The following is a 21,087-nucleotide window of genomic DNA, read 5'->3' as shown; positions in this document are numbered from 1 at the left end:
TTCCTGTCAGGATCACTCACAAATCGGTGCCGGTAAGGATTGAACGTGGCGCCAAAAGTGAAGCCAAGTGTCTTGAAGGAGTTTCCGCGCCATGCGTGACGATCCGTTGTTGCAGCCTTGCCAGGTCGGACATCTGACGTTGAAGAACCGTCTGCTGATCACCGGCCATGAACCCGGCTATGCCGAAGATGGGCTGCCCAAGGATCGCTACCGCGCCTATCACGTGGCGCGGGCGCGGGGCGGTGTGGCGCTGACCATGACCATGGGCTCTGCATCGGTCGCCCCTGACAGCGCGCCCTCTGGCGGGGGTATAGAGGCGTTTCGCGACGAGATCGTGCCCTGGATGCACGCCCTTGCGCAGGAATGTCATGACGAGGGCTGTGCGGTGATGATCCAGCTGACCCATCATGGCCGACGCACACGCTGGGACCGCGGGGACTGGTTGCCCACCGTATCATCGAGCCATGAGCGCGAAATCTCACACCGTCACGCCGCCAAACTGGCCGAGGATTGGGATATCTCCCGGATCATCGAGGATTACGCCACCGCCGCCGCGCGCATGCACGAGGCCGGGCTCGACGGTGTCGAATTTCTCGCGACGGGGCATTTGCTGGATCAGTTCTGGTCGCCGCGCTCCAATCATCTCGATGCGCCCTATGGCGGTTCGCTCGAAAATCGCATGCGGCTGGCGATGGAGGTGCTGACAGAGACGCGCCGCAGGGTTGGGTCCGGCTTCCTGCTGGGGCTGCGCTATGCCGGGGACGAGATGTGCGCGGACGGGGTCGATGCTGAGGAAGGACTCGAAATATCCCGCCGCCTGAAGGAAAGCGGGCTGGTGGATTTCGTCAATGTCACGCGAGGACACATTGATACGGATGCGGGGCTCACCGACATGATCCCCGTGCACGGCATGCGAAGTGCGCCACACCTCGAAGCGGCGGCCCGGCTGCGCGAGGCGACAGGTATCCCCGTATTCCACGCCGCCAAGGTGGCGGATGTCGCCACCGCCCGCCACGCAATCGCAACCGGCATGGTGGACATGATCGGCATGACCCGAGCACATCTGGCCGATCCCGATATCGTCCGCCGGATCGAGGCCGGGCAAGAGGATCGTATTCGCCCGTGCGTGGGCGTCAATTTCTGCCTCGACCGGCGCTTTCAGGGGGCCGCCGCGCTATGTGCACACAATCCGTCCACGGGCCGGGAACAGGAACAGCCGCATTCCATAGCGCCCGCCGACGTGTCGCGCCGGGTGCTTGTGATCGGCGCCGGCCCCGGCGGGCTAGAGGCCGCCCGCGTGGCCACCGAGCGTGGGCATGATGTCGAACTGCACGAGGCGGCCAACGACCCCGGCGGCCAGGTGCGGCTGATGGCCCAATCCGAGCGGCGGCGCGAAATCCTGTCCCTCATCGGCTGGCGCATGGCCGAATGCGAACGGCTGGGCGTTCGGTTTCACTTCAACAGTTTTGCGGAGCCTGAAACGGTGCTGGGCTCAGGTGCGGATCTGGTGATCGTCGCCACCGGCGGGCTGCCACATGACGTGCCGCTGCATGCCGGACAGGATTTACCCGTCTCAAGCTGGGATATCCTGTCAGGGGACGCTCGACCGGGCCAGAATGTGCTGGTCTTTGACAACGCCGGGGATGCCGCCGGCCTTCAGGCCGCCGAGATGATCGCTGCGACGGGCGCGCGGGTCGAGATCGTCAGCCCTGACCGCGCGCTATCGTCCGAGGTAATGCCCATGACATTGACGCCATTCCTGCGCGAGGTGCAGGGCAAAGACGTGCACTTCACCGTCACCTGGCGTCTCAACGCGGTGCGGCGGGAGGGCAACAGGCTGTTGGCCGACCTTTGCAGCGATTACAGCACGGCGCGTATGACGCGCGAGGTCGATCAGGTCGTGGTCAACAATGGCACAGTGCCGCTCGACGATCTGTACTTTGCGTTGAAACCGCATTCGCGCAACCTTGGCGAGGTGGACCGGGATGCGTTGCTCGCGGGACAGGCCCAGAATATAACGCGCAATCCTGGGGCTGGGTTTGCACTGTTTCGTATCGGTGACGCGGTTGTCTCCCGCAACATCCATGCGGCGGTTTACGACAGTCTCAGGCTCATGCGGACCATGTGACATATCTCACATCAGAATGCCCACGCGAGAACTGACGCTGGTCGTGCGCCACGGCGGGGCAAGGTGGGTGGCAAGACCGACCTCGACCCGTCCGTCATGCGAGCGTCGCATGACAGGTCCTCCCGCGAGGTTCAGATCGGTGCAAGGCTCGCCCCCTCGATGGTCGCCCCAGCCGCAAGCGTCTCGATGAAGTCCCGCGACGCGCGCGCCCAGGCCGCTTTTTCCAGCGCCTGCGCGATTTTCGGACGAACCGCGTCATAGGGCAACACCTGCCCCGGTGCGATGGCGTTCAGGCGGATGATGTGCCAGCCATGCCGCGACAACACCGGCGCGGGGCTCACGCCGCCCTCGTCCAGTTTGCGCAGCGCCGCCTCGAATTCCGGCACGGTGTCGCCGGGGCCAAGCTGCCCGAGGTGACCGCCAGACGCCTTGGAACCGCAATCGCTCTCGCGGGCGGCCGCGGCAAAGCCCTTGGCCTCGCCGTCGAGTTTTGCTAGCAGGGCAGTTGCCCTCGCTTCGGCGGCCGCGCGCTCCTCGTCATCGCGCGGATCGCAGGCGCACAGGATATGCGACACATCCCACAGCGGGGCCGAGCGGTAACGCGCCGGATCCTTTGCCCATTCGGCGCGCACCGTCTCTTCCGTGACAGGCGCGATGGTCAGCGCCTCGTCCAGAAGGGCGCGGATCAGCGCCTCCTCGTCGGTCTCGAAGCGGCCCGGGGCCAGTTCCATCGGGTCGGGCACCAGCCCGCGCCGCCGAGCCTCCTGTAACAGAAGCGCCCGGATCGCCAGCGCCTGCGCGGCCTTTCGCCAGGCGATGCCGGGCTTGTCACGGGGGCCAGTGTGGTTCTGGGCCTCGGCGGCAACCGCCGCCGAGGGGATGGTTTCGCCGTTGACGACGACATCGGGGAAAAGCGCCACATTCATGACAGTCACTCCGCCGGGGTCGTCGCCGAGGGGCCGGCTTCACCCTGCACCTCGTCAAACGCGCGGCGGCGCTCGTCGAGCGGACGGCGACGGCGCGAGCGCACGATCTGGTAGCCGGGCCGCGCCAGCAGGTAGCGGAACGGCGCTGCAAAACCCGACCAGATATGCACCAGCCGCGTGAACGGGAACAGGATCGTTATGATGAGCCCGAGGAAGATGTGCAGCTTGTAGAGCCAGTGCACATCGACAACCGTGACCCAGGCATTGATGTTCCACGTCACCACGCTCTGCGACCAGGTCATGAAGCGGACCATTTCCGAGCCGTCCATGTGCTGCAACGTCTGGGTGATGGTCAGAAGGCCGATCGCGAGCTGAAGCCAGATCAGCCCCATGATGATGATATCGGGCCAGGTAGAGGTCACACGGATACGCGGATCGGTGAGACGCCGGTGCAAGAGCATGGTCGAGCCGATCAGCGCGGCGATGCCCGCCGGGCCGCCGATCAGCACAGCCATCCACTGCTTGAGCCCATAGGGAACACCCAGTGCATCCAGCACCCAGATCGGCGTGAAGAGGCCGATGAGGTGGCCGAAGAATACCGTCAGAATACCGACGTGAAACAGAATGGACCCCCAGACCAGTTGCTTGCGCCGCAAGAGCTGGCTGGAAGAGCTTTTCCAGGTGAAGGGATCGCGCTCGTAGCGCGCGATGGAACCTACGAGGAACACCGTCAGCGCGACATAGGGCATGACCCCGAAGATGACGAAGTTGATATCGAAAGTGCCGAACATGTCATGCGCTCCTGTTCATGGGGGCGGGGGCCGGTTTTGACTTGGATGCGGGGGCGTCCATGTCCGCCAGCATCTCGCGGACCTGCGGGCATCCCGCATTCGGGTCGGGGCCAAAGGTGACCTCGGTTTCCTCCCAGACCGCATCGAGAGCTTCCAGATCGGTCGGATCGTCATCGGGCTGCGCCAGCATCTCGGCCAGGGTTTCGGCATCGACCCGCGTCCCGGAAATCTGCGACAGCGCCCTGAAAACGCTGGCATATCCACTCTCACGTCGCTCCAGCCTTGTGCCGAGCGCATCAAGGATATGCGCCGCGTCGGCGAGGATATCCTGTGCCTCCGCGCCGGGGCGCGTCGATAGGAATTCCAGCAGCACCGGCAGGTGATCAGGCAGTTCCGAGGTGGCGGGCTCGACCCCGCCCGCCCGGTAGGTCTCGATCAGGCTGACCATCGCGCCGCCGCGGTCCCGGCTTTCACCATGGACATGCTCGAAGAGGTTGAGCGAGAGCGTGCGCGAGCGGTCGAAGAGCATCACGTAGCCCTCCTGCAGATCGTAGATATCGCCCTGCGCCAGCGCGTCTGCGAGCGTCTGCAACGCCGCCCGGCTGCCCGGGTCGATGCGCGTGTCGTTCACCAGCACCGCCCCGATCTCGGGCATGGCCGCCTGCAACTCCGTTGAAGGGTAGCTGAGCATCAGCGACAGGGCTTTCAATGTGCGATCCATCATCAGAATGTCTCCTGCGGCAGGGCAAAGTTCTTCTTCTTGCCGCCGAAGAGCGTCGTCTTGCCCGTCTCGCCAGAAGAACAGCCATTGCCATCGGTGAAGCCACAGCCGCCACGGATGTCGGCCCCGTCTTCGTTCTGTTCGCGGTGCGCCGTGGGGATCGCGAAACGGTCCTCGTAATCGGCGATGGCCATGATCTTGTACATGTCCTCGATCACCCGGCCCGACATGCCGACGCGGGCAGCGATGGCCTCGTCGCGCACGCCGTCCACGCTGAGCGCGCGCATGTAGAGCCGCATGGCCGACATGCGCTCCAGCGCATGCACGATGGGCTCCTCGTCGCCCGCGGTCAGCATGTTGGCGAGGTATTTCACCGGAATGCGCAAGCTGCGCACGTCGGGCATCTGGTCGCTCATCGCGATCTGGCCGGCCTGCGCGGCGTTCTGGATGGGCGAAAGCGGCGGAATATACCACACCATCGGCAGGGTGCGGTATTCGGGATGCAGCGGAAAGGCCACTTTCCACTCCATCGCCATCTTCCACACCGGGCTGACCTTGGCCGCCTCGATCCAGTCTTCGGGGATTCCGTCGCGGCGAGCGGCGGCGATTACCTCGGGGTCGTTCGGGTCGAGGAACACATCCATCTGCGCGCCGTAGAGGTCGGTCTCGCGCTCAGCGCTCGCCGCCGCCTCGATCTTGTCGGCATCATAAAGGATCACGCCCAGATATCGGATGCGGCCCACACAGGTCTCCGAACACACGGTCGGCTGGCCGCTCTCGATGCGCGGATAGCAAAAGGTGCATTTCTCCGATTTGCCGCTTTCCCAGTTGTAGTAGATCTTCTTGTAGGGACAGCCCGAGATGCACATCCGCCAACCCCGGCACTTCTCCTGGTCGATCAGGACAATGCCGTCTTCCTCGCGCTTGTAGATCGCGCCCGAGGGGCACGACGCCGAGCAGGTCGGGTTGAGGCAATGCTCGCACAGACGCGGCAGGTACATCATGAAGGTATTTTCATACTCTCCATAAATCTCCTTCTGCACATTCTCGAAGTTGTAGTCCTCGGACCGCTTGGAGAATTCGCCGCCCAGGATTTCCTCCCAGTTCGGGCCCTTCTCGATCTTTTCCATCCGCTCGCCTGTGATCTTGGACCGGGGCCGCGCGGTGGGAAAATGATCCATGTCGGGCGCGGATTTCAGGTGGTCATAGTCGAAATCGAACGGCTCGTAATAGTCGTCGATCTCGGGCATCGACGGGTTGGCAAAGATATTCGCCAGGATCCGCCACTTGGCCCCCTGCTTGGGTTGCAGCTTGCCGGAGGCCGAGCGCACCCAGCCCCCGTTCCAGCGTTTCTGGTTTTCCCAGTCGGTGGGATAGCCGGTGCCGGGCTTGGTCTCGACATTGTTGAACCACGCATATTCGACGCCCTCGCGCGTCGTCCACACGTTCTTGCAGGTGACCGAGCAGGTGTGACACCCGATGCATTTGTCGAGGTTCAGAACCTTGCCGATTTGCGCACGAACTCTCATTCCGCTGCCTCCACTTTTCCGGTTGCGGGCCCGGACGCAGGGGTGTCCAGCCAGTCGATCTTCTTCATCTTGCGCACGATCACGAACTCGTCGCGGTTGCTGCCCACGGTGCCGTAGTAGTTGAACCCGTAGCTGAGCTGCGCGTAGCCGCCGATCATGTGCGTGGGCTTGAGCGTGGCGCGGGTGACCGAGTTGTGGATGCCGCCGCGATGGCCGGTCTTTTCCGATCCGGGCGTGTTCACGATCTTTTCCTGCGCGTGGTACATGAAGAGGGTGCCCTGCTTGATCCGCTGGCTCACCACCACCCGCGCAGTCAGCGCACCATTGATGTTATAGGCCTCGACCCAGTCGTTATCGACGAGTCCCGCCTTTGCTGCGTCCACCTCGGACATCCACACGACCGGCCCGCCCCTGTTCAGCGTCAGCATCAGCAGGTTGTCGGAATAGGTGCTGTGGATGCCCCATTTCTGGTGCGGCGTGATGAAGTTCAGCACCACATGCGGGCTGCCCTCGGCGGCATCGTTGTTGACGGCCGCGGTGATGGTCTTGAGATCGACTGGAGGGCGGTAGCTGACAAAGCCCTCGCCGAAGGCGCGCATCCACAGGTGATCCTGGTAGAGCTGTTGTCGGCCCGTCAGGGTCCGCCACGGGATCAGTTCATGCACGTTGGTATAGCCCGCGTTGTAGCTGACCTTGTCGCTCTCGATCCCCGACCATGTGGGGCTTGAGATGATCTTGCGCGGCTGTGCCGCGATATCGCGAAAGCGGATCTTGTTGTGATGCTCGCCCTCGGCCAGGTGGGCATGGTGCCGCCCGGTGGGCTTCTCCAGCTCTTCCCACGCCTTGACCGCGACATTGCCGTTGGTCTCAGGGGCCAGCATCAGGATCATCTCGCAGGCGTCGATGGCCGTTTCCAGCCTCGCGTGGCCCTTGGACACACCCTCGTCCAGCACCACACCGTTGAGGTCGCACAAGGCTTGCACCTCCTCATCGGTGTTCCAGTTGATGCCCTTGCCGCCATTGCCCAAGCGTTCCAAAAGCGGCCCGATTGAGGTGAACTTCTTGTAGAGGTTGGGATAATCCCGCTCCACCGCGATGTAGTTGGGCGCGGTCTTGCCCGGGATCAGGTCGCATTCGCCCTTCTTCCAGTCCTTGACATGGGCCTGCGCCAACTCGCCGGGCGTGTCGTGCAGAAGCGGAAGCTGTACGATATCGGTCTCCACCCCCAGCACCTCGGGTGCCACCTCGGAAAACTTGGCGGCGATCGTCTTGAAGATGTCCCAGTCCGACTTGCTCTCATAGGCCGGATCCACCGCCGCCTGAAGCGGGTGGATGAACGGGTGCATGTCCGAGGTATTCATGTCGTCCTTCTCGTACCAGGAGGCCGTCGGCAGGACGATGTCGGAATAGACGGCGGTGGTGGACATGCGAAAGTCGATGCAGACGAGCAGGTCCAGCTTGCCCTTCGGCGCCTCATCGTGCCAGACCGCCTCTTTCGGCATCACGCCGCCTTCCTCGCCCAGATCCTTGCCCATCACGCCGTGATCGGTGCCCAGAAGGTGCTTGAGGAAATACTCGTGCCCCTTGCCCGAGGAACCCAGCAGGTTCGAGCGCCAGACAAACAGGTTGCGCGGCCAGTTCTCGGGCGCGTCGGGATCCTGACAGGACATTTCCAGATCGCCGGATTTCAGCTTCTCGGCGACGTAATCCTTGATCTCCTTGCCGGCCTTCTTCGCCGCTTTCGACACCTCCAGCGGGTTGGTTTTCAACTGCGGGGCCGAAGGCAGCCAGCCCATCCGCTCGGCACGGATGTTGTAGTCGATGAGGCTCACGTCCCAATCGCCCTCGGGCGCCGTGGGCGACAGGATTTCCCCCGCGCGCAGCGTTTCGTAGCGCCATTGATCGGTATGGGCATACCAGGCCGAGGTCGAATTCATGTGCCGCGGCGGGCGGTTCCAGTCGAGTGCGAACGCGAGCGGTTGCCAGCCGGTTTGCGGGCGCAGCTTTTCCTGGCCCACGTAATGCGACCAGCCGCCGCCCTCCTGCCCGATGCAACCACACATCACCAGCATGTTGATGATGCCGCGATAGTTCATATCCATGTGGTACCAGTGGTTAAGACCGGCCCCGAGTATCACCATGGACTTGCCCCGCGTCTTCTCGGCATTGCCCGCGAATTCGCGTGCGACCGCGATGATCTTCTCACGCGCGACGCCGGTGATCTTTTCAGCCCAGGCGGGGGTATAGGGCAGGTCGTCGTCGAAATCCTTCGAGACCCAGTCGCCCCCCAGCCCCCGGTCGAGGCCATAATTGGCGCAGAAGAGATCAAACACGGTGGCGACCAGAACCTCGTCGCCCCCCGCCAGCGTGACGCGCCGCGCGGGGATGTTGCGCGTGAGCACGTCGGGGTGGTCGCATTTCACGAAATCTCCGGTGGCGACCCCACCGAAATAGGGGAAATCGACGTCCACGACCTCGTCGTGATGCTCTTCGAGGATCTGGCTCAGGCGCAGATTGGTCTCGGTGCCCTTGGCCCTCTCCTCAAGGTTCCACTTACCCTCTTCGCCCCAGCGAAAGCCGATCGAGCCGTTGGGTGCCACGATCTGGTTCGATGCCTCGTCATACGCGACGGTCTTCCAGTCGGGGTTGTTCTTCTCGCCCAGCTTCCCGTCGAAATCCTCGGCGCGCAGCATGCGGCCCGGCACGAGGTGGCCGTCCTTCTCGTCGAGCCGGACCAGCATCGGCATGTCGGTGTACTTGCGGGCATACTCCTCGAAATACTCGGCCTGCCGGTCGAGGTGGTATTCGCGCAGGATGACATGGCCCATGGCCATCGCGAGCGCCGCATCGGTGCCCGCCTGCGGGTTGAGCCAGATATCGCCGAACTTGGCGGCCTCGGAATAGTCGGGGCTGACCACCGCCGACTTGGTGCCGCGATAGCGCACCTCCGTGTAGAAATGCGCATCTGGCGTCCGCGTCTGCGGCACGTTCGAGCCCCAGAGCATCAGGAAGCCTGCGTTGTACCAATCCGCCGATTCCGGCACGTCGGTCTGTTCGCCCCAGGTCTGCGGGCTGGCCGGCGGCAAGTCGCAATACCAGTCATAGAAGGACATGCAGGTGCCACCCAAAAGACTCAGATACCGCGAACCGGCGGCGTAGCTGACCATCGACATGGCGGGGATCGGTGAGAAGCCAAAGACGCGGTCGGGGCCGTAGGTCTTGGCCGTGTAGGCGTTGGCGGCAGCGACGATCTCGGTCGCTTCGTCCCAGCTTGCGCGCACGAACCCGCCCTTGCCGCGGGTCTTGGTGATCGAGGCGCGCAAGTCGGGATCGTTCTGGATTGCGGCCCAGGCAGCCACCGGCGTCATCGTGGAACGCATCCTGCGCCAGGCACGCATCAGGGCGCCGCGAATGAGCGGGTTCTTCACCCGGTTGGCCGAGTAGAGATACCAGCTATAGGAGGCGCCCCGCGCGCAACCGCGCGGCTCGTGGTTGGGCATGCCCGCGCGGGTACGCGGATAATCGGTTTGCTGCGTTTCCCAGGTGACGATGCCGGATTTGACGTAGATCTTCCAGGAACACGAACCGGTGCAGTTCACCCCGTGGGTGGAGCGCACGATCTTGTCGTGCCGCCAGCGGCTGCGATATGTATCCTCCCAGTCGCGGTTCTCGCGGGTGGTCTGACCCCAACCGTCAGAGAATTGCTCCAATTCCTTGCTCTGGAAGAAGTTCAGCTTGTCGAGCAGATGACTCATGGCTCTCTCTCCTTAGTTGGCGGGCTGCGCGGGGGTGGCGCGGCCATGTTCGATGTCGTGAAGCAGCCCACCCTTGCGGGTGTAGACTGCGAAAGTGATCAGCGCGCAGAGCACGTAGAAGATCAGGAAGGTCCAGAGCGCCGCCGCCGGCCCGCCGGTCAGCGCGATCGAGGTGCCGTAGCTCTTGGGAATGAAGAAGGCACCGTAGGCAGCGATGGCCGAGGTAAAGGCGATGATCGACGAGGCCTCGCGCTCGGCCTGCTTGCGCGCCGCCTTCTCGTCCTGCCCGGGATTGAGGCGGGCCACTTCCTTGCGCATGATCACCGGGATCATCTGGAAGGTCGAGGCATTGCCCACGCCGGTCAGGAAGAACAGCGCCATGAAGCAGGCGAAGAAGCCCCAGAAATTGCCCGCGCTGCCACCCAGCGGCAGGAATTGCAGAACGCCCCAGACCGCGGCGATCATGCCGAGGAAGGTCCAGAAGGTCACGCGACCACCGCCCCACTTGTCCGAGATCCAGCCCGTGCCCGCACGGCTCAGCGCACCGACCAGCGGCCCGAGGAACGCCAGGTGCAGCATGTCGAGATCCGGAAACTGCAGTTTCATCAACAGCGGGAAACCCGCGGCATAGCCGATGAAGCTGCCAAACGTGCCGGTATAGAGAATGCACATGATCCAATTCTGCCGACGCTTGAGGATTTGGAGCTGATCCGACAGTGACGCCTTGGCATCGGCAATGTCATCCATCCCGAACCACGCGGCGATCGTGGCGATCACCAGGAACGGCACCCAGACGAATCCCGCGTTCTGCAACCAGATGCGCCCGCCATCCGAAAGCTCCTGCGGCGCACCGCCGACGGCGCCGAATACCCCCATGGTGATGACCACAGGCACGACGAACTGCATCACCGACACGCCCAGATTGCCGAGGCCGGCGTTGAGCGCCAGCGCGTTGCCCTTCTCCGCCTTCGGATAGAAGTAGGAGATGTTGGCCATCGACGAGGCGAAATTGCCCCCGCCAAAGCCGCACATCAGCGCGAGGACCAGGAACCAGGCGTAGGACGTATCCGGGTTCTGCACGGCAAATCCGATGCCCACGGCGGGCAGCAGCAACGAGGCGGTCGACAACGTCGTCCAGAGCCGCCCGCCGAAGATCGGGATCATGAAGCTGTAAAAGATGCGCAGCGTCGCCCCCGAAAGCCCCGGAAGCGCTGCCAGCCAGAACAGCTGACCGGTGGTGAAGTCGAACCCGATGGCAGGCAGTTTCGCGACCACGACCGACCACACCATCCAGACCGAAAAGGCCAGAAGAAGCGCCGGGATCGAGATCCACAGGTTGCGCCGGGCGATACGTGCCCCGCCTTGCTGCCAGAAGCCCGTATCCTCGGGCTGCCAATCGGTCAGCAGGTGACCGGAATTCTTGGATTGGGACGTCATGTCGAATATGTCCTTATGTCTCGGATTGAGGTGCGGCCGCACCGGGCCGCACCGTTGTGTTCGTCATTCCGCGGGTTGCGATCCCGCGCCGCGAGGCGCACCGCCAGACCCGCCCACAGGTTTGGGCAGTGGCGCATCCGGCACGTCGGAGAGGTACTTCTCACCCTCGAGACCGGGGTGACGGCGGCGTTCCATCCGGCGGATCGCGAGGTGCATCCACACGGTCGAGACCAGCACCAGCACGAAAAGCAGCATGAACGGCGCGGTCCACACCCCCGTGAGATCGAGCAGCACCCCGAAGGCGATCGGCAGGAAGAACCCGCCAAGCCCGCCGATCATGCCGACCAACCCGCCGACAGACCCCACGTGATAGGGATAGTAGACCGGGATATGCTTGTAGACGGCGGCCTTGCCGAGGCTCATCAGAAAGCCGAGGATCACCGTTAGAGCGACGAACACGCCCACCGAAAGGCCGAAATCGAAGGTGATCGGCCCGTTGATGCCCTGCACGACATAGCCGGTCTGCGGATAGCTCATGACGAACAGGATCAGCAGCGACCCGATAAACGTCAGATACATCACAAACCGCGCCCCCCAGATATCGGACATCCAGCCGCCGAGCGCGCGAAACACCGATCCCGGCAGGCTGTAAAGTCCGGCAAAGACACCCGCGGTCGTCAGTTCCAGACCGTAGGCCCCGGTGTAGTAGCGTGGCAGAAAGCTCGCGAGGGCCACGAAGGCACCGAAGACAAAGAAGTAATACGTGGCAAACCGCCAGACCTGCAGGTCGCGCAGCGGCTCCAGCATCGAGCCGGTCGAGGCGGGGCCTTCGCCGGTGCGCTTACGCTCTGCCTGCACCGGGTCGGTCTTGGCCAGCAGGTAGAAGAGCACCGCGACCACGGCCAGCACGATGGCATAGACCCGCGCGGTCCCTTCCCAGCCGAGCGCGACAACCAGAAAGGGAGCCGCGAAATTGGTGACCGCGGCGCCCACGTTGCCCGCGCCGAAGATGCCAAGAGCCGTGCCCTGCTTTTCCTTCTCGAACCAGCGCGAGGTATAGGCCACGCCGACGATGAACGACCCACCGGCCAGGCCCAGGCCGAGCGCGGCGAGCAGGAAGACCGGATAGGTCTGCACGCTCGTCAGCAACCAAACCGCGACCGCCGTGATCAGCATCTGAAGCGGAAACATGATGCGACCGCCGAACTGCTCGGTCCAGACACCCAGAAAAATGCGGCTGACCGATCCGGTCAGGATCGGGGTTGCGACCAGCAGGCCGAACTGCGTGTCACTCAGCCCCAGATCCTCCTTGATCTGAACGCCGATTATCGAGAAGATCGTCCAGACGGCAAAGCAGACGGTGAACGCAAACGTGCTGAGCCCCAAGGCCCGGTACTGATCCGAGCGTGAGACACCATCGAGTGTGTGCATGACCTTTTCCTCCGGCCTGTCGTTGTATCCTGCCCGCAACCGGGCTTCGGCCAGTCATGCGGGCAGAGCCGGGAGCAGAGACTTGATCTGGATCAGATTTCTGGAAAAACGTTTGAAAATAAATAACTTACTGAAATCCGTCATGCCGGTCACGTACTGTCGTCAACCCGGTTGAATGCAATGAACAAGTGGCTTATTGACAATAATCAATCCGCGAGCCAGCAAGACGATCGAGAGAGTGATGCCAATACGAATGGGACTACCCGAGTCGGTGCATCGCGACATCCGGGAGCTGCATCTCTTCCGGGATATGGCCGACGCGCATTTCACCGACCTGATGCACGGGGCCTATGTGCAGAACTTTCCGCCACAGATCGAGCTGATCTCCGAGGGCGACACGAGCGATTTCCTGCACATCATCCTATCTGGATCGGTCGACCTGTTCTCGGCCTGGAACAAGCGCGAGACCAGCATGGCCACCGTGCGCCCGATCTCGACCTTCATCCTCGCCGCCACCATCCTCGACGCGCCCTATCTCATGTCCGCCCGCACGCTGACAAAGAGCCGAATCGCTCTGATCCCAAGCCAGGACGTGCGCGCCGTGTTCGATGCCGACAATTCCTTTGCCCGCGCCATCGTGGCAGAGCTCGCACAGTGCTACCGCTCGATGGTCAAAGCACAGAAGGACCTCAAGCTGCGGACCTCGCTGGAACGGCTGGCCAACTTCCTGCTGCGGCAGCGGATACAGTCAGGGGGCTCGGCGACATTCGAACTGGACTTCGAGAAACGCCACCTCGCCGCCGTACTGGGCATGACACCGGAAAATCTCAGCCGTGCCTTCAAGGGGCTGCAGCCCTACGGCGTCGAGGTGGACGGTATGCAGATCACGATTACCGACCCCGGGGACCTGGCCAGCTTTGCGAAACCCAATCCTCTGATCGACGATCATTCCACCTGACGACGGGGCAAGGCCGTGCCAGTCGCCACCTCAGGCCCCGCCGCGACATGCCCGCGGCCCAAACGCACCCTTTATCGCGCCTTGTCGACATGGGGCCGCAACATCACCGGCCCATACAGCCCCGCGAACCCGCCGAAACCCGCGATCCATGCCAGGCCCGACAGGCTATGCAGCCATGCCGCGTGCTCGGGCCAGATACCCGCGCCCACCCGGGCCAGCACGGCAAGGATGAGGGCCGCATAGATGGCGATCGTGCCCGCCCCGGCACTCAGCGCCTGCCCGGTATGGCCCAGCGTCGCGCGCGTCATGACCGCCATCGTCATCAGCCCGACCGCGCCCGCCATCCACAGATGCTGCGCCCCGGCCATGCCCAGGCCACCGGGCAGGAGAATTTCGACACCGATCGCCAGTGCGCCCAGGGGAAGAAAGGCGTAAGCCACATGCAGCACCGTCACCAGCGGCTCGGCGAGGGTCCGGTGCCCCGCCCAACGCCCCAACCGCAACGCATGCAGCGCGCCGGTCAGCACGAGTGCTGCACCCGTTAGCGGGTGCAGTGGCTGCACGACCCACAGCACAAGCGCTCCCAGCATCACGACCAACGCCCCCTTGTCAAAGCGTTGCATTGGCGGAACGGGCAGGACCGCGCTGCGACGTTTGACCAGCCAGTTGCGGGTAAAGGACGGCACGACGCGCCCGCCGATCACGGCGATCATCATGATCGCCGCACCAAGGCCCAGCCGCAGGCCATGGCCTTGCGCGGCATAACCGCCGCGCGCCGCCTCCCAGTGAAAGAGCGCGTTTCCAAGAGTAAAGACCGCGAGCATTCCAAGCACGATCAGGTTGCGCCAGTTCCGGCCGGCCACGATCTCGCGGGCGAGCACCGCCCCGAAAACCACAGGAAAGGCCAGATCTGCCGTGGCCACGAAGAGCGGCGGCAAGCCCGCCGAGACCGCCACCGTGACGCGCCCTGCCAGCCACAGTGCCACCAGCACGCCCAGCGGCCAGCCCACGATGGGCAGGCGTCCGGTCCAGTTCGGGACGGCCGTCAGCAGAAAACCCGCGACCACCGCCCCGAGATAGCCAAATAGAAACTCATGCGCGTGCCAGCTCACCGGATCGAAGGCCGTGGGCAGGGTGATGTGACCAGACAGCATCGGCACCCAGAGCGCCATGGCGAACGCGGCCCAGACCGACGCCCCGAGAAAGAGCGGACGGAACCCGTAGGTCAGGATCGCGGGACCGCGCCAGGCGCGCATCCGCTCAGCCGTCGTCATTCGAGGGCCTCCTTCTTGCCGTCACGTCCGTGCAGCCATGGCGATCCGGCGATAGCCCGCAGCACCATGATAGAAGCCGTTGCTCAGGTTCACAGCCCCGCTCAGTACACCAAGGCGGCCATCCGCCTCATCGACCGGCAGCGCCCCGTCCAACACGTCGCGGAACACACCCGCCACCGCCACCATGTCCACATCCTGCGGCATGAGCCGAAGATGGGTCACACCGTCGGCCACCAACCGATCCGCCTCGGGTAGCAGGTCGACATAGCTCTCGGACTGGGTCTGGATTCCGTTCACGCGCAGGATCGGCGCATCGTCGCGGGTGCGAAGCGGCATCCCGTCAGGATCGTCCTCGCAGACGAAGCGGCAATTGTCCTTGGTCCGCCCGTGCGCCCGGGCGTGGTAGCAGCGGGCCGAAACCGCCAGCGAGGCGCGCCCGAAGACCTGCACCTCGACCCCGAGCCCCACATCTCGCGCGGCTGCGGCAGCCACGGCAATCGCCTCGGCGGGCAATTCGGTGGGCAGGCAGACATGGGTCGCCCCCTGCCCGGCCATCCACGCGATCGTGGCCTCGTTATAAGCGTTCATGAACGGGCCGATGCGATGCGGCCGCCTGCCGCGAGCATATAGCCCGGCGGCGTTGTTCACCTCGATCTCGGGGGTGTCCATCACCGCAAGATCATCTGTTGCCTTGCGCTCACGTTTCAGCATCACCTCGGCCAGGGTCGAGACGATCACGGTCTTGCCCGCACGTTCCAACCGCTCGATGATCTCGGGCAGCTCGCCCTCGTGGAACGGCGCGCGCTTGGAACAGATCACCTCGCCCAGATAGACCTCGTCCACCGGGGCCTCGTCAGCGATGCGTGCGTAGAAGTCGCGGCGCCTCTCGGCGGACCAGTGATAGGCAATCGGCCCGAGGGTCAGTTTCGTCGTCATCTCCGTCACCGCCATTTCTTGGTCTCGAACGCGCCCTGCGTCTGTTTCTGCCCCTCGGTCAGCGCGACCAGATCGGCCATGTTGGCCTCCCGCCCGGCGCGGATATCGTCCACCGCCGCGCGGAAGGCACGCACCACGCCCCGCACATAAGATTTCGATCGCTGCCGCCCCTCGATCTTGAATGCGTGCACACCCGCATCGATCAGTTCGGGCAAAAGCCGTGAAAGGTTCAGGCTCACCGGCTCCTCGAAGGCGTAATACCCCTCTGGTCTATGGGGCGCGGTGTAGCGGCCCTTGCAGATAGTGGGATACCCGGCCTTCTCCTCTGGGCCGAACCGGTCGATGGTGAACCCCGCCAATTGCGAGGACATCGACCCATCCTCATGCCGCGCATACTCAACGTCCGAAGCGGGCGAACACACGCCGTCCATGTTGGTGGATTGCCCGGTCAGGTAATTGGTCAGGCTGCACCGCCCCTCGACCATCAGACCGTGATTGCCAAAGATGAAGGTCTCGATCTCGCAGGGGATTTCGCGCTTGATCTGGCGTATTTCCGGGATGGTCAGGATACGCGGCAGCACCACACGCCTGACCCCGAAATGCTCGCAATAGTAGCGGATCGCCTCGGGCGACGAGGCCGCCGCCTGCACCGACAGGTGCAGCCTGACGCCGGGATGCGTGCGCGCGATGTAATCGGCCACGCCCATGTCGGCGACGATAAAGGCATCCACCCCCAGCCGCGCGCCGGTATCCGCCGCCTGCCGCCAGAGATCCACCTTGCCCGCGGGCGGGTAGGTGTTGAGCGCCAGCAGCACCTTTGTCCCCCTGGCATGGGCATAGTTCACCGCCTCGGCCAGCTCATCGGGGGTAAAGTTCAGGCCCGGGAAATTGCGCGCGTTGGTCGCATCCTGAAACCCGCAATAGACCGCGTCGGCACCCGCATCGACGGCGGTGCGCAGGGCGGCAGGGGTGCCCGCGGGGCAGATCAGTTCGGCAAGGCTCATCTCGGATCAGGTCCTTTCCATCTCGGGGGTATAGGCACGGCGCAACCGTGCCAGGACGGCCCGCCCGGGCGGGCCGAACATCGCCGCCGTCTCCTCGGCGATGGAGCCGTCCACGTCATCCAGCGCGTTGCGCAGCCGCACCACCGCCTCGGTGTCGCCGGTCACCTCCAGATCGCGCGAGAAGAAGGCGGCATCGCCATCCTCCTCGGAATCCACCAGTTCCAGCAGCAGCAGGAACCGCCCCCGGATCACCGCACCCGCCTGCGGCACGGCATCGCGCGGCACGGCGCGAAACAACAGCGCGCCGGGGTCGGGGCGCAGGTGCAGGGCAAAGGGCAGATCGACCGGGTCGATCAGGAAATCGGTGCCCTGATGCGGGCCCAGGCGGGCAAAGAGCGACGGGTGCCGTGCCGCGATCCGCCGCACGACACGCGACAGGATCGGCTGCACCACAGCACAGGCCAGACGCGAGACTACGCCACCTCCGGGCAATCGGGCCGGAGAGACAGTGTGAACTCCAGTGCTCATGACGTGGCCGTCCTTTCTGCGACTAGCCCCTCCTCGGTCACGATCAGATCGAGCGGGATATCGTGGGGTTGCGGATAGATCGTGGTCAGGTTCGCGGCACCGAGCGCGATGCCGATGGCCACGGGGCGCGGGTCGAGCGACGCCAGCGTGCGGTCGAAATACCCCCCGCCCCAGCCCAGCCGATAGCATCCCTCGGACCAGCCAAGGCAGGGCGCCAGCGTGATGTCGGGGATCAGCGGGTCGGCCTCGGGTGGCGGAACGGGGATGTTCCAGTCGCCGCGGACCATCTTGGTATCAGGTGTCCAGCGCCGAAAGATCAGCGGGGCCGCGCGGGTTTCCACAATCGGCAGGGCTATGGTAACGCCCGCACGATGTAGCCCTTTCAGAACCGGGCGCAGATCGGGTTCGCCCTTGATCGGCCAGTAGCCGGCGAGGACGGTCCCTTGTCCTACACCGCGTTCCTCCAGCACACGCGACAGGTGCCGGCCGATTTGGCCTGAGACCCGGGCACGCCCCGCCTGGCCCAGATCCTCCCTCAGCCTGGCCAGCCGTATCCGTTCCGCCCGCCGCCAGCGCGCCACGTCGCGCGCTTGATCTGGATCGACGCTCATCGGATCGAAATAGGTGGGATCGACCTCCGAGGCCATGCAGGGCGGCGAGGCATATGTCTTGCTCTGGGTCATGCAGCAGGCCCTAACCCGTTGATGAACATACAGTTTTCCAGCGTGTTTTGACCAATCAGGTCGCCCATCTCATACGGTCTTGCGATGGCGGCATCTTGTTGCATGCGCAGCCCTTTCACCCGCGATTCGCCCGAGCCGAACGCATTGGTATTTGATTTACTCGTTACCGCGCTATAATACGCATTGCAAATACCAATTCAGGAGCGCGACCTTGCGCCTCACCTCCTTTACCGATTACGGGCTGCGCGTGCTCATGCGCATGGCGGGCGATCCGGCCCGCGCCTTTACCGCCGCCGATCTCGCCGCTGAACTCCGGGTCTCACGCAACCACCTGGCCAAGGTGATCTCGGCACTGGCCGCGGCAGGCCTGCTGGAAACCCGGCGCGGCGGAGGTGGTGGCGCTATGCTGGCCCGCCCCTCCGAGGATATCCGCCTTGGCGATGTGGTGGCCGTGCTCGAGGCCGACCAGGCGCTGGTGGAATGTTTCGCGACCGGCAGCAACGCCTGCATCCTGTCCCCGAAATGCCAGCTGAAATCCCGGCTGGCCCATGCCGAGGCCGCGTTCGTCGCGGACCTTAACCGCAGCACCCTGGCCGATTGCGTCTATCGCCCGGAAGGTGCCTGACGTGCGATCTACCCGCGTCCGATATAGGGCATCTTGGTGGCCATCAGCGTCATGAACTGCACGTTGGCCTCGGGCGGTAATTCGGCCATCGACAGGACCGCGTTGCCCACGTGGGCCACCTCCATCACCGGCGGCGGAGAGTCAGGGTTGGCCGCGATGATTCCTTCCAGCAATTCAGTGCGTGCATTGCCGATGTCGATCTGGCCGCAGGCAATGTCAAAGGCGCGCCCATCGAGGCTGAGCGTCTTGGTCAGCCCGGTGATCGCGTGCTTGGTGGTGGTATAGGCGACCGAGCCCGCGCGCGGAGAATGAGCCGAGATCGAGCCGTTGTTGATGATCCGCCCGCCTTGGGGCGATTGCCGCCGCATCTGGCCGAACGCCGCCTGCGCGCAGAGAAACATGCCGTGGAGGTTCACATCCACCACCTGCCGCCACTCGTCATAATCCAACTCGTCGATCATCGCCGCGCGGCCGAAGCTGCCGGCGTTGTTGAAAAGAACGTCGAGCCGGCCCGCCTTGGCCACGAAATCGTCGAAACAACGCGCCACATCCTGCGGATCAGTCACGTCGCCGGGCAGGATCACGGCATTGCCATGCCCCCCGGCCACCGCCTCCAACGCCTCCGCGCGACGCGCCATCAGCCCGACCTTCGAGCCCGCTTCCAGAAAGGCCCGCGCGCAGGCGGCCCCAATCCCGGCGCTCGCGCCGGTAATCAGCACGGATTTCATGCTTCGTCCTCCCGTTCCAGTTCCAGCGCCACCGGCTTCGCGCGCAGGTCGTCCACGCTCAGCGGCGCGGTGGGTTTCGACAGCCGGTTGCGCACCACCCAGTGCAGCCGTTCCTCGGCGCGGGTGATCGCCACATAGGCCAGCCGCTTCCACAGCGGCTGCCCGGCTTCCGACCGGCCCATCCGCGCGGCGGCATAAATGTCAGGGGCAAAGACCTGAACATCGCGCCATTGCGATCCTTGCGCCTTGTGGATCGTCACCGCCGCGCCATGCAGGAACACCGCGCCCATATTGGCGGCATAGGGGATGAACGGTTCTTCCTCGCCCGGTTTCTCGATCTTGACGATCGAGGCCGCCGATAGGCGCGGGTCCTCGGCCCCGATGACATGCAGCCGCGAGAATCCTGCCCGCTTGCCAGGGCCCAGATAGATCACCTGCGCCCCCTTGATGAGACCGCGCGCCTCCAGGTCCAGCCGCTTCTTGCGGTGCTTGAGCGGCAACTCGATCCCGTCGCAGATCAGCGGCTCGCCTTCCAGGAGCGCCGTCTCGGGAGCGCCATGCACCGCGCGGAACGCATTGATGAGGCGAATGCGCGTTGCGTTGCGCCACACGAGGACCGGCGAGCGCGCCATCAGGTCCACCTCGACTCGCTCGGCCCATCTCACCCGCTCGTCGCGGCGGGCGGCGTCCTCGATCATTCGCTCGAAATGGTGGAATTCCAGCGCCGGGTCGGCCAGCGCATGCGCAAGATCGAGGATCGGGTTGTCGGCGTCCTGCCTGTGGATACGGCTGAGCGTAAGGCGCGCGGGCGCGGGCAGGCTGTCGAACACCATGCCGCCGGTGGATTTGACGGGGGGCAACTGCGCCGGGTCGCCGAACAGGACGAGCGTCGGGAAAATCTCCTGCAAATCCTCGAATTGCTGCGCGTCGAGCATGCTCGCCTCATCGACGAGGCCGATATCGAGCGGCTCCTCGCGACGCGTCCAGCCGGTAATGAAATCCGAGCCGCGGAGCCCCGCCGCCGCCAGCGCGCCGGGGATCGACTTGTGATTCTGGTAAAACGCCAGTGCCCGGTCGAGCGCCTGCTCGGTCAGCCCCTCGATCTCCGGCTTCGCGCCCTGCCCTGCCAGCCATTCGGCAATCTTCGCGTATTCCGGGTCATAAACCGGGGTATAGAGAATGCGGTGAATGGTCGTCGCGGGCACGCCGCGCATCCGCAGCACGCTCGCCGCCTTGTTGGTGGGCGCGAGAATGGCCAGCGTGCGCCGGTCGCGGCGGCGCCGCCCCTCCCAATCGCCCGAGACCACATCGACGCCCGCCTCCTCGAGCGCACGGTAAAGCGCGGCCAGAAGCAGCGTCTTGCCCGACCCGGCCTTGCCGACGACGGCCATCACCGCGCGCCCGCCTTCACGCGGCGGCATGAGCGTTCCCTCGACGATATCAACCCCCACGCCGCGCAGCGCCTCGGCAATGCGGTCATGGGCCTCGGCCTGGTCGGGAGAATAGGTAAGCGCGGTCTCGGTCATGTGCGCGACCCTAGCCGTGGCATCGGCGAGGTGCCAGCGAAAGCCACGCGAAGCGGCTTGACCCTGCGCCACGCTTCCCCGATTGAGAACCAGAGGGTAGGATCGGC

At 64.4% G+C, this 21,087-nt stretch carries 17 protein-coding genes; 3 read left to right on the top strand and 14 right to left on the bottom strand.

The window, feature by feature from the left end; all coding sequences use genetic code 11:
- The first annotated feature begins 91 nt into the window (after window positions 1-91).
- Window positions 92-2,128, top strand: a complete 2,037-nt coding sequence (locus tag AC13D8_RS06120) for an oxidoreductase (protein WP_482968103.1) — start codon at window positions 92-94, stop codon at window positions 2,126-2,128.
- A 131-nt stretch (window positions 2,129-2,259) separates the two neighbouring features.
- Here AC13D8_RS06120 and AC13D8_RS06115 read toward each other — a convergent pair whose 3' ends face one another.
- From AC13D8_RS06115 to AC13D8_RS06085, 7 genes are all read right to left on the bottom strand, one after another.
- Window positions 2,260-3,054: a peptidylprolyl isomerase gene (locus AC13D8_RS06115; protein ID WP_482968102.1), complete on the bottom strand. Its 795-nt coding sequence runs from the start codon at window positions 3,052-3,054 to the stop codon at window positions 2,260-2,262.
- 5 nt (window positions 3,055-3,059) lie between these two features.
- Complete coding sequence (gene narI, locus AC13D8_RS06110; protein WP_104017870.1) at window positions 3,060-3,845, bottom strand: respiratory nitrate reductase subunit gamma; 786 nt, start codon at window positions 3,843-3,845, stop codon at window positions 3,060-3,062.
- Between the two features lies 1 nt (window position 3,846).
- Window positions 3,847-4,566 carry a nitrate reductase molybdenum cofactor assembly chaperone gene (narJ, locus tag AC13D8_RS06105; protein ID WP_482968157.1) on the bottom strand — a complete coding sequence of 240 codons (720 nt, stop codon included), beginning with the start codon at window positions 4,564-4,566 and terminating at the stop codon, window positions 3,847-3,849.
- A gap of 2 nt (window positions 4,567-4,568) precedes the next feature.
- Entirely contained in the window at window positions 4,569-6,095 is a 1,527-nt protein-coding gene (gene narH / locus AC13D8_RS06100; RefSeq protein WP_129432344.1) for a nitrate reductase subunit beta, read from the bottom strand.
- Entirely contained in the window at window positions 6,092-9,850 is a 3,759-nt protein-coding gene (locus AC13D8_RS06095) for a nitrate reductase subunit alpha (protein WP_482968101.1), read from the bottom strand. The genes narH and AC13D8_RS06095 overlap by 4 nt, the downstream gene beginning before the upstream one ends.
- A 12-nt stretch (window positions 9,851-9,862) precedes the next feature.
- Window positions 9,863-11,287 carry a NarK family nitrate/nitrite MFS transporter gene (locus AC13D8_RS06090; RefSeq protein ID WP_482968100.1) on the bottom strand — a complete coding sequence of 475 codons (1,425 nt, stop codon included), beginning with the start codon at window positions 11,285-11,287 and terminating at the stop codon, window positions 9,863-9,865.
- A gap of 63 nt (window positions 11,288-11,350) precedes the next feature.
- Window positions 11,351-12,718, bottom strand: a complete 1,368-nt coding sequence (locus AC13D8_RS06085; RefSeq protein ID WP_482968099.1) for an MFS transporter — start codon at window positions 12,716-12,718, stop codon at window positions 11,351-11,353.
- Between the two features lie 253 nt (window positions 12,719-12,971).
- Between AC13D8_RS06085 and AC13D8_RS06080 the strand changes: the two genes are divergently transcribed.
- Window positions 12,972-13,676 (top strand): cyclic nucleotide-binding domain-containing protein, encoded by a 705-nt coding sequence (locus AC13D8_RS06080; protein ID WP_482968098.1) that lies wholly within the window; start codon window positions 12,972-12,974, stop codon window positions 13,674-13,676.
- Window positions 13,677-13,747: 71 nt separating this feature from the next.
- Here the strand turns inward: AC13D8_RS06080 and AC13D8_RS06075 are convergent, their stop codons facing one another.
- From AC13D8_RS06075 to AC13D8_RS06055, 5 genes are read right to left on the bottom strand one after another with little or no spacing between them, the layout of a single operon-like run.
- The gene (locus tag AC13D8_RS06075) at window positions 13,748-14,950 is read right to left on the bottom strand and encodes an NnrS family protein (protein WP_482968097.1); all 1,203 of its coding nucleotides are present in this window, start codon (window positions 14,948-14,950) and stop codon (window positions 13,748-13,750) included.
- A gap of 21 nt (window positions 14,951-14,971) precedes the next feature.
- Entirely contained in the window at window positions 14,972-15,886 is a 915-nt protein-coding gene (gene ubiV, locus AC13D8_RS06070) for a ubiquinone anaerobic biosynthesis protein UbiV (RefSeq protein WP_482968096.1), read from the bottom strand.
- Window positions 15,887-15,891: 5 nt separating this feature from the next.
- On the bottom strand, window positions 15,892-16,890 hold the full coding sequence (ubiU, locus tag AC13D8_RS06065) for a ubiquinone anaerobic biosynthesis protein UbiU (RefSeq protein WP_482968095.1): 999 nt from the start codon (window positions 16,888-16,890) through the stop codon (window positions 15,892-15,894).
- A gap of 6 nt (window positions 16,891-16,896) precedes the next feature.
- A complete protein-coding gene (ubiT, locus tag AC13D8_RS06060) occupies window positions 16,897-17,418 on the bottom strand; it encodes a ubiquinone anaerobic biosynthesis accessory factor UbiT (RefSeq protein WP_482968094.1) in 522 nt (173 codons plus the stop codon).
- Window positions 17,415-18,101: a 5-formyltetrahydrofolate cyclo-ligase gene (locus tag AC13D8_RS06055; protein ID WP_482968093.1), complete on the bottom strand. Its 687-nt coding sequence runs from the start codon at window positions 18,099-18,101 to the stop codon at window positions 17,415-17,417. Before AC13D8_RS06055 ends, ubiT begins: the two co-directional genes overlap by 4 nt.
- Before the next feature lie 211 nt (window positions 18,102-18,312).
- On the opposite strand from AC13D8_RS06055, the gene AC13D8_RS06050 reads away from it, so the two are divergent.
- Window positions 18,313-18,726 (top strand): RrF2 family transcriptional regulator, encoded by a 414-nt coding sequence (locus AC13D8_RS06050; RefSeq protein ID WP_482968092.1) that lies wholly within the window; start codon window positions 18,313-18,315, stop codon window positions 18,724-18,726.
- An 8-nt stretch (window positions 18,727-18,734) separates the two neighbouring features.
- Here AC13D8_RS06050 and AC13D8_RS06045 read toward each other — a convergent pair whose 3' ends face one another.
- Window positions 18,735-19,454 (bottom strand): SDR family oxidoreductase, encoded by a 720-nt coding sequence (locus AC13D8_RS06045; RefSeq protein ID WP_482968091.1) that lies wholly within the window; start codon window positions 19,452-19,454, stop codon window positions 18,735-18,737.
- Window positions 19,451-20,980 carry an AAA family ATPase gene (locus AC13D8_RS06040; protein WP_129432354.1) on the bottom strand — a complete coding sequence of 510 codons (1,530 nt, stop codon included), beginning with the start codon at window positions 20,978-20,980 and terminating at the stop codon, window positions 19,451-19,453. The genes AC13D8_RS06045 and AC13D8_RS06040 overlap by 4 nt, the downstream gene beginning before the upstream one ends.
- Window positions 20,981-21,087: the final 107 nt, after the last annotated feature.

Source organism: Roseovarius sp. B-10, from assembly GCF_056859295.1.
This window is presented reverse-complemented; position numbering and strand designations above follow the sequence as displayed.

What these genes read in the sequence shown, in the direction of transcription:
- AC13D8_RS06055 (WP_482968093.1), bottom strand. Translation starts at nt 18,101, where the DNA reads ATGACCCAGAGCAAGACATATGCCTCGCCGCCCTGCATGGCCTCGGAG.
- AC13D8_RS06090 (WP_482968100.1), bottom strand. Translation starts at nt 11,287, where the DNA reads ATGACGTCCCAATCCAAGAATTCCGGTCACCTGCTGACCGATTGGCAG.
- narJ (WP_482968157.1), bottom strand. Translation starts at nt 4,566, where the DNA reads ATGGATCGCACATTGAAAGCCCTGTCGCTGATGCTCAGCTACCCTTCA.
- ubiU (WP_482968095.1), bottom strand. Translation starts at nt 16,890, where the DNA reads ATGAGCCTTGCCGAACTGATCTGCCCCGCGGGCACCCCTGCCGCCCTG.
- AC13D8_RS06095 (WP_482968101.1), bottom strand. Translation starts at nt 9,850, where the DNA reads ATGAGTCATCTGCTCGACAAGCTGAACTTCTTCCAGAGCAAGGAATTG.
- AC13D8_RS06040 (WP_129432354.1), bottom strand. Translation starts at nt 20,980, where the DNA reads ATGACCGAGACCGCGCTTACCTATTCTCCCGACCAGGCCGAGGCCCAT.
- narH (WP_129432344.1), bottom strand. Translation starts at nt 6,095, where the DNA reads ATGAGAGTTCGTGCGCAAATCGGCAAGGTTCTGAACCTCGACAAATGC.
- AC13D8_RS06075 (WP_482968097.1), bottom strand. Translation starts at nt 14,950, where the DNA reads ATGACGACGGCTGAGCGGATGCGCGCCTGGCGCGGTCCCGCGATCCTG.
- AC13D8_RS06115 (WP_482968102.1), bottom strand. Translation starts at nt 3,054, where the DNA reads ATGAATGTGGCGCTTTTCCCCGATGTCGTCGTCAACGGCGAAACCATC.
- ubiV (WP_482968096.1), bottom strand. Translation starts at nt 15,886, where the DNA reads ATGACGACGAAACTGACCCTCGGGCCGATTGCCTATCACTGGTCCGCC.
- AC13D8_RS06120 (WP_482968103.1), top strand. Translation starts at nt 92, where the DNA reads ATGCGTGACGATCCGTTGTTGCAGCCTTGCCAGGTCGGACATCTGACG.
- narI (WP_104017870.1), bottom strand. Translation starts at nt 3,845, where the DNA reads ATGTTCGGCACTTTCGATATCAACTTCGTCATCTTCGGGGTCATGCCC.
- AC13D8_RS06085 (WP_482968099.1), bottom strand. Translation starts at nt 12,718, where the DNA reads ATGCACACACTCGATGGTGTCTCACGCTCGGATCAGTACCGGGCCTTG.
- AC13D8_RS06045 (WP_482968091.1), bottom strand. Translation starts at nt 19,454, where the DNA reads ATGAAATCCGTGCTGATTACCGGCGCGAGCGCCGGGATTGGGGCCGCC.
- ubiT (WP_482968094.1), bottom strand. Translation starts at nt 17,418, where the DNA reads ATGAGCACTGGAGTTCACACTGTCTCTCCGGCCCGATTGCCCGGAGGT.
- AC13D8_RS06080 (WP_482968098.1), top strand. Translation starts at nt 12,972, where the DNA reads ATGGGACTACCCGAGTCGGTGCATCGCGACATCCGGGAGCTGCATCTC.